The 16,015-nt window shown below is 73.6% G+C and carries 17 protein-coding genes; 9 read left to right on the top strand and 8 right to left on the bottom strand.

From position 1 onward, the window contains the following. The first annotated feature begins 244 nt into the window (after positions 1-244). A complete protein-coding gene (locus AB0J12_RS21675; RefSeq protein ID WP_363265962.1) occupies positions 245-1,009 on the top strand; it encodes a glucose 1-dehydrogenase in 765 nt (254 codons plus the stop codon). A 7-nt stretch (positions 1,010-1,016) separates the two neighbouring features. Here the strand turns inward: AB0J12_RS21675 and AB0J12_RS21670 are convergent, their stop codons facing one another. Both AB0J12_RS21670 and AB0J12_RS21665 read right to left on the bottom strand, forming a co-directional pair. Next, positions 1,017-2,264 carry an ROK family protein gene (locus AB0J12_RS21670; protein ID WP_363265961.1) on the bottom strand — a complete coding sequence of 416 codons (1,248 nt, stop codon included), beginning with the start codon at positions 2,262-2,264 and terminating at the stop codon, positions 1,017-1,019. 27 nt (positions 2,265-2,291) lie between these two features. Continuing rightward, complete coding sequence (locus AB0J12_RS21665) at positions 2,292-2,957, bottom strand: alpha-ketoglutarate-dependent dioxygenase AlkB (protein WP_363265960.1); 666 nt, start codon at positions 2,955-2,957, stop codon at positions 2,292-2,294. Positions 2,958-3,024: 67 nt separating this feature from the next. Between AB0J12_RS21665 and AB0J12_RS21660 the strand changes: the two genes are divergently transcribed. Next, positions 3,025-4,158 carry a methyltransferase gene (locus AB0J12_RS21660; RefSeq protein ID WP_363266142.1) on the top strand — a complete coding sequence of 378 codons (1,134 nt, stop codon included), beginning with the start codon at positions 3,025-3,027 and terminating at the stop codon, positions 4,156-4,158. 66 nt (positions 4,159-4,224) lie between these two features. Continuing rightward, positions 4,225-4,992, top strand: coding sequence for a methyltransferase domain-containing protein (locus AB0J12_RS21655; RefSeq protein WP_363265959.1), 768 nt, complete (start codon positions 4,225-4,227; stop codon positions 4,990-4,992). Here the strand turns inward: AB0J12_RS21655 and AB0J12_RS21650 are convergent. Beyond that, positions 4,976-5,833, bottom strand: a complete 858-nt coding sequence (locus AB0J12_RS21650; protein ID WP_363265958.1) for a class II fructose-bisphosphate aldolase — start codon at positions 5,831-5,833, stop codon at positions 4,976-4,978. The two genes, AB0J12_RS21655 and AB0J12_RS21650, sit on opposite strands and share 17 nt — an antisense overlap. Before the next feature lie 29 nt (positions 5,834-5,862). Further along, complete coding sequence (locus AB0J12_RS21645) at positions 5,863-6,744, bottom strand: sugar isomerase (RefSeq protein ID WP_363265957.1); 882 nt, start codon at positions 6,742-6,744, stop codon at positions 5,863-5,865. 132 nt (positions 6,745-6,876) lie between these two features. Here AB0J12_RS21645 and AB0J12_RS21640 point away from each other — a divergent pair, with 132 nt between their 5' ends. The 5 genes from AB0J12_RS21640 (at position 6,877) to AB0J12_RS21620 (ending at position 11,698) form a co-directional block, all read left to right on the top strand. Then, positions 6,877-7,656, top strand: coding sequence for a DeoR/GlpR family DNA-binding transcription regulator (locus AB0J12_RS21640; RefSeq protein WP_363265956.1), 780 nt, complete (start codon positions 6,877-6,879; stop codon positions 7,654-7,656). A 145-nt stretch (positions 7,657-7,801) separates the two neighbouring features. Beyond that, on the top strand, positions 7,802-9,634 hold the full coding sequence (locus AB0J12_RS21635) for a glycoside hydrolase family 15 protein (RefSeq protein ID WP_363265955.1): 1,833 nt from the start codon (positions 7,802-7,804) through the stop codon (positions 9,632-9,634). A 17-nt stretch (positions 9,635-9,651) separates the two neighbouring features. Beyond that, a complete protein-coding gene (locus AB0J12_RS21630; RefSeq protein WP_363265954.1) occupies positions 9,652-10,221 on the top strand; it encodes a class I SAM-dependent methyltransferase in 570 nt (189 codons plus the stop codon). Between the two features lie 98 nt (positions 10,222-10,319). Beyond that, the gene (gene prcB / locus AB0J12_RS21625) at positions 10,320-11,165 is read left to right on the top strand and encodes a proteasome subunit beta (protein WP_363265953.1); all 846 of its coding nucleotides are present in this window, start codon (positions 10,320-10,322) and stop codon (positions 11,163-11,165) included. 74 nt (positions 11,166-11,239) lie between these two features. Continuing rightward, entirely contained in the window at positions 11,240-11,698 is a 459-nt protein-coding gene (locus AB0J12_RS21620) for an archease (protein WP_363265952.1), read from the top strand. 36 nt (positions 11,699-11,734) lie between these two features. Here the strand turns inward: AB0J12_RS21620 and AB0J12_RS21615 are convergent, their stop codons facing one another. The 4 genes from AB0J12_RS21615 to polX form a co-directional block, all read right to left on the bottom strand. Beyond that, entirely contained in the window at positions 11,735-12,178 is a 444-nt protein-coding gene (locus AB0J12_RS21615) for a TIGR03668 family PPOX class F420-dependent oxidoreductase (protein ID WP_363265950.1), read from the bottom strand. Position 12,179: 1 nt separating this feature from the next. Then, positions 12,180-13,049 carry a universal stress protein gene (locus AB0J12_RS21610; RefSeq protein WP_363265949.1) on the bottom strand — a complete coding sequence of 290 codons (870 nt, stop codon included), beginning with the start codon at positions 13,047-13,049 and terminating at the stop codon, positions 12,180-12,182. A gap of 5 nt (positions 13,050-13,054) precedes the next feature. Further along, positions 13,055-13,696 (bottom strand): phosphoribosyltransferase family protein, encoded by a 642-nt coding sequence (locus tag AB0J12_RS21605; protein ID WP_363265948.1) that lies wholly within the window; start codon positions 13,694-13,696, stop codon positions 13,055-13,057. Between the two features lie 81 nt (positions 13,697-13,777). Continuing rightward, positions 13,778-15,517, bottom strand: coding sequence for a DNA polymerase/3'-5' exonuclease PolX (polX, locus tag AB0J12_RS21600; RefSeq protein WP_363265947.1), 1,740 nt, complete (start codon positions 15,515-15,517; stop codon positions 13,778-13,780). Positions 15,518-15,607: 90 nt separating this feature from the next. Between polX and AB0J12_RS21595 the strand changes: the two genes are divergently transcribed. Then, entirely contained in the window at positions 15,608-15,907 is a 300-nt protein-coding gene (locus AB0J12_RS21595; protein WP_363265946.1) for a hypothetical protein, read from the top strand. Positions 15,908-16,015 lie beyond the last annotated feature (108 nt).

The raw sequence follows: 16,015 nt of genomic DNA, 5'->3' as shown, positions 1-16,015 counted from the left end.
TTCACTGCCCTGATATTTGACCGAACGGTCTCGATGGAGAGCGGCCCCACGGTCGGGTTCGCCGTCCTGCTCGCCGTCCCGCTCGCCGGCTGCTCGCCGTCGGCGACGACGCCGCGAACCTCGCGGCGGCCGCGGCCCGGTGCGCGGCCACGGCTCTCCCGTTCCTCCTCGCCCACCGTTCGGCAACGCGCTGAGGGACCCCGTTCCACCACCTCGTTTTTGTGGCTTTCTCGAAGGGAACTTCATGTCCGGCGATCGTTTCTCCGGCCGCACCGCCCTCGTCACCGGCGCCGGAACCGGCATCGGCCGGGCCGTCGCGCTCGCCCTCGCCGCCGAGGGCGCCCGGGTCGTCGTTGCCGGCCGCTCCCGGGCCCCGCTCGACGAGACCGTCGCGCTGGTCGCGCAGGCCGGCGGCACCGCCGTGGCCGAGGTCGCCGACGTCGCCCGGGCCGCCGATGTGCGGGCGCTGGTGCGCGCGGCAGTCGACCGGTTCGGCGCGCTCGACGTGGCCGTGAACAACGCGGGCGTCTTCCGTGGCGCGCCGCTCGCCGACCTCACCGAGGACGACTGGCACTCCCTGCTCGACATCAACGTGACCGGAGTCTTCCTGGCCCTGCAGGCGGAGATCCGGCAGATGCGCACACAGCCCGGCGGCGGCGCGATCGTCAACGTCGCCTCCAACCTGGGCCGGCACAAGCAGGTGCCGAACACCGTCGCGTACGCCGCGACCAAGGCGGCCGTGGCCTCCCTGACCCGCGGGGCCGCGCTGGAGTACATCGCGGACGGCGTGCGCATCAACGCCGTCAGCCCCGGCTCCTCCGACACGACGATGTCGCTGCGCCCCGGGGAGAGCGAGGCGCAGCGCGCCGTCCGCATGAAGGACCAGTCACCGCTGGGCCGGGTGTCGTCCACCGAGGAGGTCGCCCAGGCGGTGCTGTATCTGGCCTCCGACGCGGCGGCGGCCTTGGTCGGCACCGACCTGGTGATCGACGGGGGCGCCGCGCTGTAGCCGGAGGTCAGCCCCCGCTCAGCGCCGCGAGCGGGTCGTCCAGCACCGGCTGCCAGGCCAACTCGGCCGCGCCGACCAGGCTGTTGTGGTCAAGGGAGCAGGCGAGGATGGGCACGCCGCCGCTGCGGCCCCACAGGCTGCGGTCGGCGACGACGGCGCGCAGCCGCTCGGGGTCGGCGTCCAGCAGCGTGCGGTGCAGCCCGCCGAGGATGATCCGGTCGGGGTTGAGGATGTTCACCAGGCCGGCCAGGCCCAGGCCCAGGCGGTCGATGAGCGCCTCGACGGCACGCCGGACGTCCGGGTCGTCGTACTCCTGCCGGATCAGGTCGTTGGCCTGCTGGAGCAGTGACACCTCGGGGCCGGGGTCGCGGCCCGCGGCGGTGAGCAGGGCGAGCGGGTCCGCCTCGACGTCGAGGCAGCCGCGGCTGCCGCAGTGGCAGGGGCGGCCGCCCTCAGGGTTCACGGTGAGGTGGCCGACCTCCAGGGCGAGGCCCGAACTGCCCGTGTGCAGCCGCCCGTCGAGCACCAGCGCACCACCCACGCCACGGTGCCCGGTGGCCACGCACAGCAGGTCGCGCGAGCCCCGGCCGGCGCCGTGCCGGTGCTCGGCGAGCGCGGCGAGGTTGACGTCGTTGGCGGCGAAGGCCGGACCGGTGATCCCGGCGTCGCGCACACAGGAGGCGAAGATCTCCCGCACGGGCGCGCCCACCGGCCAGGCCAGGTGCAGCGGGTTGAGCGCGAGGCCCTCCGGTTCGGCGACCGCGGAGGGCACGGCGAGCCCGGCGCCGACGCAGCGCCGGCCGGTCTCGTGCAGCAGTTGCGCGCCCGCTTCGACCACGGACCCGAGCACCTTCGCCGGGTCGGCGTCCACGGTCTCGCAGCCGGGCGCGGTCGCGACGATCCGTCCGCCGAGGCCGACCAGGGCGGCGCGGAAACCGTCGGCGTGGATCTGCGCGGCCAGCGCGACGGGTCCGTCCTCGGCGAGGTTCAGCCGGTGCGAGGGGCGGCCCTGGGCGCCGGCGGGGGCGCTGGGCCGGGCGTCGACGCGGATCAGGCCGAGCGCCTCCAGCTCGGCGGCCACCGCGCCGGCGGTGGCACGGGTGACGCCGAGTTCGGCGGTGAGCACGGCGCGGGTCGGGGCCCGGCCGGTGTGCACGAGCTCCAACGCGGGCCCGAGCGCACCGCGCCCCCGGTCCAGCCGCGCCCTCGAGGTGGTCCCTTCCCCCGCCTGCCGGGGGTCCGCCTTGCCGCTCATGAGGGGGAGTCTGTCATGATCCGCTGCTCAGGTGGCGTCCGCCGGCAGCCCGCTGACTCGCAGCGTGATGTTCAGCCGCCCGGTCAGCCCGAGCCACGGCGGTGCGCTGCCCGGCAGCACGCGCGGCACCCCGTGGTAGGCGAACCGGGACGGCCCGCCGAAGACGAAGAGGTCACCGCTGCGCAGCTCGATGTCTCTGTACGGCCGGCTACGGGAGGCGGTGTTGCCGAAGCGGAAGACGCATGTGTCACCGAGGCTGAACGACACCACCGGCGCGTCGGCCTTCTCGTCCGCGTCGCGGTGCATGCCCATACGGGCGTCCCCGTCGTAGAAGTTGATCAGCGCGATGTCGTACGCCGCCACCGGCTCCGCCTGCGGGCCCAGCGCCGCGGTCACCGCCTGGCGGCCCAGTTCGCCGAGCCAGGCCGGGAACGGCTTGACCGGCGCGCCGTCGCCGTCGACGACCGTGCGGGCGTAGGCGTACGGGTACCAGTGCCAGCCGAGGCAGACCTGGCGGGCGGTCATCGTGCCGCCGCCGGGTGTGCGCACGGTGCGCAGGCCCGCCGGGGGGCGGGCCCAGGTGCGGCAGGCCTCGAGCAGCGTGCGCTGCTGCCCGGCGTCCAGCCAGTCCGGCACGTGCACCGCGCCGGGTGCCGGCTCGGCCCGCCGGCGCGGGAACAGCTCGGTGTCCATGGCACCATCCTGCCCCACCGGGCCTGAGCTGCGGCTCCGCTAGCCTGGACGCACCATGAACGACCGTATGACGACGCCCTGGGGCGAGCTCGCGCTGGCCCGTTTCCCCGAGGACCCGCGCGACAGGCTGCGTGCCTGGGACGCTTCCGACGCGTATCTGCTGCGCCACCTGGCCGAGGAACGGGTCGATCTGTCCGGCACGGTCGTGGTCGTCGGTGACCGATGGGGCGCGCTGGTCACGGCGCTCGCGGCGCACGCGCCGACGCAGATCACCGACTCGCACCTGGCGCAGGAGGCGACCTGCGCGAACCTCGCCCGCAACGGGGTGACTCCGGGGGTGGTGCCCCTGCTGACCACGCAGGACGCGCCGCCGGAGCGGATCGACGTGCTGCTGGTGCGGGTGCCGAAGAGCCTGGCGCTGCTGGAGGACCAGCTGCTGCGGCTGGCTCCTGCCCTGCACGAGGGGTCCGTGGTGATCGGCACCGGCATGGTGAAGGAGATCCACACCTCGACGCTGATCCTGTTCGAGGACATCCTGGGCCCCACCCGTACCTCACTCGCCCGGCAGAAGGCGCGGCTGATCCTGTGCACACCGGAGCCCGGGCGGGAACGGCCCGCCAATCCGTGGCCGTACACCTACCGGCTGGAGGACGGCATCGGGCCCGTCTCGGGGCGGCCCGTCGTGAACCACGCCGGGGTGTTCTGCGCGGACCGGCTGGACATCGGCACCCGGTTCTTCCTCCAGCACCTGCCGGCGACCGACGGCCCGCGCCGCATCGTCGACCTGGGCTGCGGCAACGGTGTCGTCGGCACGTCGGTGGCGCTGGCCAACCCCGAGGCCGAGGTGCTGTTCGTGGACGAGTCGTTCCAGGCCGCGGCCTCGGCGGAGGCGACGTACAAGGCGAACGGGGTGCCGGGGCACGGGGAGTTCCGGGTCGGGGACGGGCTGGCCGGGGTGGCGTCCGGCAGTGTGGACCTGGTGCTGAACAATCCGCCGTTCCACGCCCACCAGGCCACCACGGACTCCACGGCCTGGCGGATGTTCCAAGGCGCGCGGCGGGTGCTGCGGCCCGGGGGTGAGCTGTGGGTGATCGGCAACCGGCATCTGGGGTACCACCTCAAGTTGCGGCGGCTGTTCGGCAACAGTGCGGTGGTGGCCAGTGATCCGAAGTTCGTGGTGTTGCGGGCGGTGAAGCGGTGACGCCGCCCTCGGGCAGATGTAGTGCGACAGGGCCGCGAGCGCGGTAGCAGCGCTACCCTCCGGCACATGTCGTACGACTCCGTGCGGGACTTCTACGACCGGCTCGCACCCGACTACCACCTGCTCTTCCCCGACTGGGACACGAGCATGGCCCGGCAGGCGGACGTGCTCGACGCGCTCGTGCGCGCACGGCTCGGACCGGGGCCGCATCACGTCCTGGACTGCGCGTGCGGTATCGGCACGCAGTCGATCGGGCTGGCGCTGCGCGGCCACCGGGTGACCGGCGCCGATCTGAGTCCGGTGGCCACAGCGCGTGCGGTGGCCGAGGCCGCGACCCGCGGCGCGCCCCTCCCCGGGGTCGCCGCGGACATGCGGCGGCTGCCGTTTTGCGACAGTTCCTACGACGTAGTGGTCTGCGCCGACAATGCTCTGCCGCACCTGCAGACGGCCGAGGAGGTCACCGCCGCCCTGCGTGAGATGCGCCGTGTGCTGCGTCCGGCTGGGCTGCTCCTGCTGACCGTGCGGGACTACGACCCGGTGCGGGCCCAGCGGCCGGTGTCGACGCCCCCGCAGGTCGCCGAGACGCCGGTCGGCCGGACCGTCACCTTTCAGCTGTGGCACTGGCACGACGACGGCGCCCACTACGACTTGGAGCACTTCCAGCTGGTGCCCGCCGGGTCCGGCTGGGAGGTCCGGGTCCGCCGGACCACGTACTGGGCGCTGACCCGTGGGGAGCTGTCCGCGTGCGTGGAGGCGGCCGGTTTCGCGGGTGCCGACTGGCTCTTCCCTGGTGACAGCGGGTTCTACCAGCCGGTGGTCACGGCCGCCCGCTGATCAGGCCGATGATCCGCGTCACCTCCCGGATCATCGCCTCGCGGCCCACGCTGAGGTACTTGCGGGAGTCCACTGCCTCGGGGTGGGCGGCGAGGAAGTCCCGGATCGCTGCGGTCATCGCCTGGTTGAGGGCGGTGCCGACGTTCACCTTGGTGATGCCGCCCGCGACGGCCGTGCGCAGTTCGTCGTCGGGGACGCCGGAGGAGCCGTGCAGGACGAGCGGCAGTTCCAGGGTCTTGGCGAGGCGTTTGAGGAGTTCGTGGTCGAGGGCGGCGGTGCGGGTGGTCATGGCGTGCACGCTGCCGATCGCGACGGCGAGCGCGTCGACGCCCGAGTCGGCGACGAAGCCGCGTGCCTCCGTGGGGTCGGTGCGGGCGCCGGGGGCGTGCGCGTCCAGCGGGCGGCGGCCGTTCTTCCCGCCGACCTGCCCCAACTCGGCCTCGATCCAGAGTCCTTGAGCGTGCGCCCAGTCGGCGGCGGCGCGGGTGGCGGCCAGGTTCTCGGCGTACGGCAACGCGGAGGCGTCGTACATCACCGAGCTGAAGCCCGCCGCCGGCGCCTGCCGCAGCAGGGCGTCGCTCTGCACATGGTCGAGGTGCAGGGCGATGGGCACCTCGGCGGCCTCGGCGGCGGCGACGGCGGCGCGGGCCAGCGGCAGCAGCCGGCCGTAGCGGAACTTCACGGCGTTCTCGCTGACCTGGAGGACGACGGGCGCGCCGGCCTGTTCGGCGCCGGCGATGACGGCCTCGACGTGCTCCAGCGTGATGATGTTGAAGGCGGCGACGGCTGAGCGGTCGACGGCGGCACGGGTGACGAGCTCGCCGGTGGTCGCGAGGGGCACGGCCTGTCCTTTCCGGGGTGTCGCGGGGCTCAGGGGGCGAGGATCACCGAGCGGGTGAGGTGGCGCGGCTGGTCGGGGTCGAGGCCGCGGGCCGCGGCGACGGCGACCGCGAGGCGCTGGGCGCGGACGAGTTCGGCGAGCGGGTCGAGGCCGCCGTCCACCCACAGACCGCCGGTGGCCCGCACCTGGTCGGCGAGCCCCTCGGGCGCCTCGCCGAACATCCAGGTGGCGGTGCCCTCGGTGGTGATGCTGATCGGGCCGTGCCGGTACTCCATCGCCGGGTAGGCCTCGGTCCAGGACAGCGACGCCTCGCGCATCTTCAGCCCGGCCTCGTTGGCCAGGCCGACCGTCCAGCCGCGGCCGAGGAAGGTGAACTGGCGGCAGCCGACGAGTTCTGCGGGCAGCTCGGCGGCCAGCGCGGTGCGGGCGTCGGCGACCGCGGCGTCGTCGTGCAGCCCGAGGTGGGCGCGCAGCAGGGTGAGCGCCGTGGTGGCGAAGCGGGTCTGCACGACGGAGCGCTCGTCGGCGTAGGTGAGCACCACGACGTCGTCGGCGGCCGCCATGACGGGCGTCTCGGGGTCGGCGGTCACGGCGGTGGTGCGGGTACGGCCGTGCAGCCGGCCGAGGAGGTCGAGCACCTCGGTGGTGGTGCCGGAGCGGGTCAGCGCGACGACCCGGTCGTAGGAGCGGCCGTGGGGGAATTCGGAGGCGGCGAAGGCGTCGGTCTCGCCCTGGCCCGCGTCCTCACGCAGGCCGGCGACCGCCTGGGCCATGAAGTAGGAGGTGCCGCAGCCGACGACGGCGACCCGCTCCCCCGGTGCGGGCAGTGCTGCGGCGTGCGCGGCCGCCTCCGCCGCGGCGCGGGTCCAGCACTCGGGCTGGCTGTTCAGCTCGTCCTCGACGTGGGTCATGCGACTGGGCCTCCAGATGTCTGTTTGTTTGTGCAAGATATAGCGAGCTTTCGAGCAACTTCAAGCATTCGACGCCAAGTGGGGTGCGCTAGGGTCACCGGGGAGCCGACATGTGGGAAGAGGGAGGTGCGGATGTCGCGCGACGCCCGCTGGAAGGCGCTGCTGGAGCTGCTCGTCGAACGCGGCCGGCTGGACGTCGAGGAGGCCGCCGCCGAGCTGCAGGTGTCGGCCGCGACGATCCGCCGCGACTTCGACCAGCTGGCCGAGCAGCAGATGCTGGTGCGCACCCGGGGCGGCGCGGTCGTGCACGGCGTGTCGTACGAGCTGCCGCTGCGCTACAAGACGGCCCGGCGCGCCTCGGAGAAGCAGCGCATCGCCAAGGCGGTGGCCGAGCTGATCGCGCCCGGCGAGGCCGTCGGGCTGACCGGCGGCACGACCACCACCGAAGTGGCCCGCGCGCTCGCCGTACGCGGCGACCTCGCCTCCGGCTCCCCCGCGCTCACCATCGTCACCAACGCCCTCAACATCGCGAACGAGCTGGCCGTGCGGCCGCAGTTCAAGATCGTGGTGACGGGCGGGGTGGCGCGCGCCCAGTCCTACGAGCTGATCGGGCCGCTCGCGGACGGGGTGCTCGGACAGATCACCCTCGATGTCGCCGTACTGGGTGTCGTCTCCTTCGACGTGGTCCACGGGGCAGCCGCGCACGACGAGGCGGAGGCGGCGATCAACCGGCTGCTGTGCGAGCGCGCCGAGCGTGTGATCGTGGCCGCCGACTCCAGCAAGCTGGGCCGCCGCGCCTTCGCCCGCATCTGCGCGGCCGAAACGGTGAACACCCTGGTCACGGATTCTTCGGCGGACGCGGAAGAGGTACGGCGACTGACGGAGGCCGGCATCGAGGTGGTCACGGTCTGAGGCGCACCCATGCCGACGGACAGCTCACCGGGAACACCCCGCTCGACGCCTCCCCGCTCGGCCTCCGCTCCTTCCGGAAGCCGCCGGAGGCATGCCGCGCCTAAGCTGGAAGCCGCCCCCGCGGGCGAGGTCCAGGGAGGCTGTGATGGCCCAGGCAGCGGACGAGGGTGTCAGTGAGTGCGCCGGGTGTCTGCCGGTCGCCGACCATGGGCTGATCGGTGATCTGCGGACCGTCGCGCTGGTCGGGACGAACGGCACCATCGACTGGTACTGCTGTCCCTCGTTCGACGCGCCGAGCGTCTTCGCCGCGATCCTGGACGCCGAGCGCGGCGGCTGCTTCGAACTCGCGGCGAGCGGAGCGGCCCGTACCAAGCAGTTCTACTTCCCCGACACCAACGTCCTGATCACCCGCTTCTTCACCGAGGACGGCGTGGGCGAGGTGCAGGACTTCATGCCGCTCGGCGGCGGCCCGGCGGAGAGCGCGCGCCACCGGCTGATCCGCCGCGTGCTGTGCGTGCGCGGCACGGTGCCGTTCCGGGCCCGGGTCGCCCCGCGCTTCGACTACGCCTCCCGCGCCCACACCCTGCGGCTGGACGGCGAGACCGCGGTCTTCACCACCGACCAGTTCTCCCTGGCCCTCACCTCGACCGTCCCGCTGGAGCAGGACGGGCAGGACGTGCGGGCGGAGTTCAAACTCGCCGAGGGCGAGTCGGCGGTGTTCGCCCTGGACGAGCTCGGCGACGAGGTGGCGCCCCGCCGGTGCGCGAGCCGGGAGGCCGAGGAGCAGTTCGCAGCCACCGTGACGTACTGGCGCCGCTGGCTGTCCGCCTCCCGTTACCGCGGCCGCTGGCGGGAGATGGTGCACCGCTCGGCCCTCACCCTGAAGCTCCTCACCTACGCGCCGACGGGCGCGATAGTCGCCGCGCCGACCACCAGCCTGCCCGAGCAGCTCGGCGGCGAACGCAACTGGGACTACCGGTACGTGTGGGTGCGCGACGCCGCCTTCTGCGTGTACGCGCTGCTGCGGCTCGGCTTCAGCGAGGAGGCCGAGGCGTTCATGGACTTCGTCACCCGGCACATCAGCCCCGGCGACTGCCACGGCGCCGGGCCTTTGCAGATCATGTACGGCATCGACGGCCGCACCGATCTGACGGAACGCGAACTCCCCCATCTGGCAGGCCACTTCGGCTCAGCTCCGGTACGCGTCGGCAACGCCGCCGCCGATCAGCTCCAGCTCGACATCTACGGCGCGCTCGTCGACTCGATCTACCTCTACGACAAGTGGGCGAAGCCGATCTCCAGCGACCAGTGGGACGACGTGTGCGCGCTGGTCGACTGGGTGTGCGTGCACTGGGACCAGCCGGACGAGGGCATCTGGGAGACGCGGGGCGGCCGCAAGAACTTCCTCTACTCACGGCTGATGTGCTGGGTGGCGATCGAACGGGCCATCCGCATGGCCAACCGGCGCGGACTGCCCGCCGACCTCAACCGCTGGCGCAGGTGCCGCGACACGATCTACCGCCGGATCATGGACCGCGGCTGGTCGGCGGCGCGGGGGGCGTTCGTCCAGTACGAGGACGGTGACGTGCTGGACGCGGCGGTGCTGATGATGCCGTTGAGCAAGTTCATCGCGCCGACCGACCCGAAGTGGCTGTCCACGCTGGACGCCCTCACCCGGGACCTGGTCTCCGACTCGCTGGTCTACCGCTACGACCCGCTGACCAGCCCCGACGGCGTGCGCGGTGACGAGGGCACCTTCTCGATCTGCTCCTTCTGGTACGTCGAGGCCCTGGTGCACGCCGGCCGGCTGGACGAGGCGCGCCTCGCCTTCGAGAAGATGCTGACCTACGCCAACCATCTGGGGCTGTACGCGGAGGAGATCGGCCACACGGGCGAGCAGCAGGGCAACTTCCCGCAGGCGTTCACCCATCTCGCCCTGATCAGCGCGGCGTTCAACCTGGACCGGGCACTCGGCTAGCCAAGGGGGACCTCCACATGAGCGACGGGAACACGTCGACGGCGGCGCAGTACTGGGAGCCCGTGTGGCGGTCGGGCCGCCGCTACCGCACCATCGACGACCAGGAGGCGGCGGTGCTGCGCCGGCAGGTCGGGCCGGGCGCGGGACGGCCCGCGCTGGACATCGGCTGCGGTCTGGGCGAGCTGGCGGCCCGGGTGCACCGGCTCGGCTACCGGGTCACCGCCGTCGACTGCGCGCCGACGGCGGTCGCGGGTGCCCGCCTGCGCCACCCCGAACTCGACGTGCGGCAGCTGGACTTCAGCGCCGGCGACCCGGCCGGGCTGCTGCCCCACCCCGCCTACGCGCTGATCACCTGCCGCCTGGTCTTCCGCTGGATGCCCGACAAGCCGGCCTTCCTCGCCCGTGTCCGCGCCCTCCTCGCCCCGGGCGGTGTCTTCTGGGTCGGCACGTCGATCCACGATCCGTCGCACGGCGAGCCCCACCCGTGGCAGCTCACCCCGGGTGACACCGAACTCCTCACCGCCGGCTGGTCCCGCGTCGACACCGAGGACCTGGACGGCTACCACTGTCTGGCGCTGCGCCCCTGAGCGGCGGCGCATGCGGGCGCCCCGCCGCGGGTAGGGTGCGACGCACACCGGGCCGACCCCCCGGTTCGTCCGCCCCTCCCGCGGCAGGAAGGAACGCCATGAGCGCCCACCCGAGCACCGACGGCGCACTGCCGCCCTCCTTCATGGCCGCCGAGACGTCGTCCTTCGCGGACTTCCTCGCCGCCCAGGCGCCCGGCCTGCTGCCGGGCCACCGCGAACTTCCGCCCCCCTCACCGGGTTTCGAGGCCCCGCACGGTACGACGATCGTCGCGGCGACCTACGCCGACGGGGTGCTCGTCGCGGGCGACCGGCGGGTGACCATGGGCAACGTCATCGCCCACCGCGAGTACGAGAAGGTGTTCCCGGCGGACGAGCACTCCGCGGTCGCCATCGCCGGTACGGTCGGGATCGCGGTGGAGCTGGTCCGGCTGTTCCAGCTGGAGCTGGAGCACTACGAGAAGATCGAGGGCACCGCGCTCTCCCTCGACGGCAAGGCCAACCGGCTGACCACGATGGTGCGCGGCAACCTCGGGATGGCCATGCAGGGCCTGGCCGTGGTGCCCCTCTTCGCGGGCTACGACCTGGAGCGGGGCGCCGGCCGGATCTTCGGCTACGACGTCACCGGCGGCCGTACCGAGGAGCGGGGCTTCACCGCGACCGGCTCCGGCTCGGTGTACGCGCGGGGCGCGCTGAAGAAGCTGTACCGCGAGGGGCTGGCGGAGACGGACATCGTCACGGCGGCGGTGCAGGCGCTGTACGACGCCGCCGACGACGACTCGGCGACCGGCGGCCCGGATCTGACCCGGCGGCTGTTCCCGCTGGTCGCGCTGGTCACGGCGGACGGCTTCCGGTGGCTGCCGCCGGAGGAGGTCGCCGAGATCGCGCGGGAGGTCGTCCGGCGCCGCGGCGAGAGCCCCGACGGCCCCCGGGCGAGCGTCCTCTGACGAAACGTGCCGCGGCTGTGGCCCAACGGCCGGACGATCCGTGTGCCCCGCGGACGAGCGGGCACACGGGGGACATGGTCAACGGTGACACGGGTGACGACAGTCTGGCGCGCGGACCGGGCGCGAGCGGTCACCGCGCGGTGCCGCACAGCGCCGATGTCCGGATCGACGCGTGGGGCGCGAGCCGGGAGGACTGTCTGGCGGAGGCGGTCCTCGCGGTCGTGGAGTGCTTCGCCGACGTGTCCCGGGTGCGGCCGACGGCGGTGGAGCGGCTGCGGGTGGCCGGGACGGGCGACGACGACCTGCTGGCCGCGCTGCTGGAGGAGATCGTCTACCGGCTGGAGGTGTACGGCACGGTGCCGGTGGACGTGGAGGCGGACGCGGAGGACGACGCGCTGGACGTGCGCCTCGCGGTGGCCGAGCTGGCGGACGTGGAGATCACCGGCGTGCTCCCGCAGGGGGTGTCCTGGCACGAGTTGCACCTGGGGCCGGGACCGTACGGCTGGTCCTGCTCGCTGACCATCGACGCATAACGCTTCGCCGGGGCCGCCCGGTCGCTCGCCGTCCCGTCATTGCGTGGCGCGCCATCCGGTCCAGCGCGTGACGGTCACCACGACGACCGGGCCGTCCGGCGGGTGGGTGGCGTACTGGGGGTACTTGCCCCGCAGCAGGGAGATCGCCCCGGCGTGCTGCTCGCGTGCCGCGGGGTCGGCGGCGTCGGGCGGCACGCAGCGGGCGCCGCCGTCGGCCCGCACCCACCACAGCCGGTCCCAGTCCTCGTCGTAGGCGTCGGCGAGCAGGCTCACCGCCGGGTGGACGGCGATGTTGCGCAGCCGCCGCAGCCGCTGGGTGGCCTTCGGTTTGCGGTCGACGGCCGTGACGATCCGGTCGCCGTCGGCGGCGAACACGACGGGCACCAGGTGCGGGTGGCCACCGGCGTCGACGGTGGCGAGCCGGGCGACGCGGGCGCCGGCGAACCGCCGGCGGGCCTCGTCCTCGTCCATGGCGGGCACCTCAGGTCTCCTCCGCCGTCCTGGTGGTGGGGACGACGGCGACCGGGCACGCGGCGTGGTGCAGCACCGCGTGCACCACGCTGCCCAGGCGCAGTGCGAAGCGGCCGACGGGCGGATGCCGGGAGACGACGACCAGACCGGCCCGCGCGGAGGCCTCCACCAGGGCGGCCGCCGGGGTGCCGATGACGAGGTCGGTGTCGGCCCGGACCTGCGGGAACTCGGCGATCGGCCGGGCCGCGTGTGCGAGCAGACGCGTGTGGACGTGCTGTTCGTCGTCCACCTGGCTCGCCTGGGGCACCACGAGCCCGGCCCGCGCGAGCGGCGTCCAGGCGTGCAGCACCCGCACCCCGACCCCGCGCAGCCGTGCCTCGGCGAGCGCGAACCGTACGGCGTCCTCGTCCCGTTCGTCGCGTACGCCGACGACGATGCTGCCGTACTCGGTCTTCTCGGTGTGCCCGCGCGCGACGACGACCGGCCGGTCCGCGTGCGCGACGGTGCGCAGGCTCACCGAGCCCAGCAGCAGTCCGGAGAAGCCGCCGCGGCCGCGGGTGCCGACGACGATCAGGTCGGCGTCCTGCGCCGCGTCGATGAGGGCCTCGGCGGGCTGTTCGTGGGCGAGCGCGGTGTCCAGGGGCACCCCGGGGTGGCCGGCGGCGATCCGGGCCACGGCGTCGTCGAGGACGGAGGCGGCCGCGTCCAGGACCCGCGCGTCGGCGCCCTCGCCGCCCGGGCTGCCCGTGCCGACGGCGTGCAGGACGCGCAGGCCGGTGCCGCGCAGGCCGGCCTCGGTGGCCGCCCAGTCGGCGGCGAGCCAGGCGTCGGCGGTGTCGTCGACGCCGACGAGCACAGCGCGCTGCGCTGCTTCGGTCACCCTGCTCATCCCTCTCGCAGCGCGTCGAGCACGTCGGCGTCGCTGAGCTGCTCGAAGTCGTCGTACCACAGGCCGACGGCGCGGAAGTCGGCCGGCCGGTGCAGGCACACCACATCGTCGGCCTCCAGGGAGAGCAGGTCGGCGGACTCGGGGGCGGCCACGGGCACGGCCAGGACGACGCGTTCGGGCCCCTGCCGGCGGGCCCAGCGGACGGCGGCGCGCGCGGTCGCCCCGGTGGCGAGCCCGTCGTCGACGAGGATCACGGTGCGCCCGGCGAGGTCCAGCGGCGGGCGGTCGCGGCGGTAGAGGCGTTCGCGGCGGTGCAGTTCGGCGCGCTCGCGCTCCACCGTGTCCGCCAGCGCCTCGTGGGTGAGGCCGAGCCGGTTCAGCGCCCACTCGTCGAACAGGGGCGGATCGTCGCCGGCGAGTGCCCCGACGCCCAGCTCCGGCTGGAAGGGCGCGCCGATCTTGCGGGCGACGAGCACGTCGAGGGGGGCGCCCAGGGCGCGGGCGACCTCGCGGGCCACGGGCACACCGCCACGGGGCAGCGCGAGGACCAGGGGGTGCGGGAGGGTGCCCTTGTCGTGCCGGATGCGCAGCTGCTCGGCCAGTTCCCGACCGGCCTGGGTGCGGTCACGAAACTCCATGCGCCTCGCGTCTCCTTCCGGCGCCGGCCGCCGTACGGCTGCGTGCCGGGTACCCGGCGCCCGGCCCGGGCACACGCGGCGCTAGCGGGCCGGGCGGCCCTGCCGCAGGAAGCTGCGCAGCCGGGTGAGCGGCCAGGTGTTGATCACGTCGTCCTCGGTGAGCCAGCCGCGCTGGGCCGTGCCGATGCCGTAGCGCATGTTGGCCAGGTGCAGGGTGGCGTGGGCGTCGCTGTTCACGGCGAACTTCACGCCGTGCCGCTTGGCCCGCAGGATGTCCTCGTCGCGCAGGTCCAGCCGGTCGGGGTGGGCGTTGATCTCCAGGGCGGTGCCGGTGCGGGCGCAGGCGGCGAAGACCGCGTCGAGGTCGGCGTCGATCCCGGGGCGCTTGCCGATGAGGCGGGTGGTGGGGTGGCCGATGATGTCGACGTACGGGTTCTCGCAGGCGCGCACGAGCCGCCGGGTCATCGTGGCGCGGTCCTGCGTGAAGTGGGAGTGCACCGAGGCCACGCACAGGTCGAAACCGGCCAGGAACGGTGCCGGCCAGTCCACGTCCCCGTCGGGGCCGATGTTCAGCTCGGCGCCGTGCAGCAGCCGCATGCCCCGCCCCTTGCCGAACGCGCCGTCGAGGGCGCGGACACGCTCGCGCTGGGCGAGCATCCGCTCGTCGGTCATGCGCTGCATGGCCATGTCCGGGCCGTGGTCGGTGATCGCGTAGTAGGCGTAGCCGCGTTCGGCGGCCGCCGCGGCCATCTCCTGAAGCGGCGCGAGCCCGTCGGTGAGGTCGGTGTGGGTGTGCAGGTCGCCGCGCAGGTCGGCCTCGGTGACCAGGTCGGGCAGTTCGCCGCGCAGCCCGGCCTCGATCTCGCCGCGGTCCTCGCGCAGGGTCGGCGGGATCCAGGGCAGGCCGAGCCGGGCGTAGACCTCCTCCTCGGTCTCGGAGACGATCTTCTCGCCGCTCTCGGTGTCGAACAGGCCGTACTCGGACAGCTTCAGCTTGTGGTGCACCGCGCGTTCGCGGGTGCGGATGTTGTGCGCCTTGGAGCCGGTGAAGTACTGCAGGGCAGCGCCCCAGGAGTCGGGGGGTACGACGCGCAGGTCGACGGCGAGGCCCTTGCTGGTGCGCACCGAGGTCTTGGTGGTGCCGTGCGCGATGACCTCGCTGACGTACGGCAGCTCGGTGAACGCCGTCATCAGCGGGCCGGAGTCGTCGGCCGCGGCGAGGACGTCGAGGTCGCCGACGGTCTCCTTCACGCGGCGCAGGGAGCCGGCGTAGGCGCAGCGGGAGCAGCCGGCCACGTCGGACAGGGCGGCGACCACGTCGTCGGCGAGGTCGAGGGCGACGTCGAGCAGGACGCGGTCGCCGGCGGACCGCAGCAGTTCGATGCCGTGCAGGATGTTCTGCTCGGTCTTCGGGCCGAAGCCCTTCAGGTCGCGCAGCCGTTCGCCGTGGATGGCGTCGGTCAGCTCCTCGACGGAGGAGACGCCGAGTTCCTCGTACAGCACCAGGGCCTTCTTGGGGCCGAGGGTGGGGATCGCGGTCAGCCGCCGGACACCGGCGGGGATACGGGCGCGCAGTTCCTCGACGGCCAGGACGGTTCCGGTGCGAAAGTACTCGGTGATCTTCTCGGCGATCGACTTGCCGACGCCCGGGATCTCCTGGAGCCCCTTGACGTCGAGGCGGGCCACGTCCGCGTGGTGGCTGCCGATCGCGCGGGCAGCCTTCTCGTAGACACGTGCCCGGAACGCGTCTCCCCCGGTGATCGAGATCAGGTCCGCGTACTCCTGGAACAGCGCGGCGATCTCGTCGTTGGAACGAGCCACACCTCCAGGGTAGGTGCGGTACGCGGCGGCGGCAGGGGGTACCCGCGAAGGTGGCACCACTCTTCCGGGCTCTTCGGGGAGATGACTCGCATGCTATTGCTCGGACTCCTCCTGCTCGCGGCCACGGTGGCCTTCACCGTCCTCGCGATCGCCGGCAACCTGGGCGGCGGACCCCACTACGCGGTGTCCGTGCTCGACCACCACATCGCCACGCTGAACGGGCTGGCCCTGTTCTGCTCGGGCCTGGCGCTGGCGCTGATCTTCTGTCTGGCGCTGGCCATGATGAGGAGCGGTGCGCATCACCGCCGTCGCGGGGAGCCGCGCGTCGTCGAGACGGAGGAGAGTACGACACTGGACGACATGATGCGCAGGCCGCACCGGCACGCCTGATCCGGCGGCGGACGCTCAGCGGGGATGACCCGCGGGCGCAGCACGCGCGCCCGGGCAGGCCGGCTCCGCGCGGCCGGCGGCGGCTGCCGCCGGCCGGACGTCTCCCGG

This window comes from Streptomyces sp. NPDC049915 (assembly GCF_040656475.1).
Lineage (GTDB): Bacteria > Actinomycetota > Actinomycetes > Streptomycetales > Streptomycetaceae > Streptomyces.
Note: the sequence above shows the minus strand (reverse complement) of the source record. Positions and strands in the feature narration are given on the sequence as shown.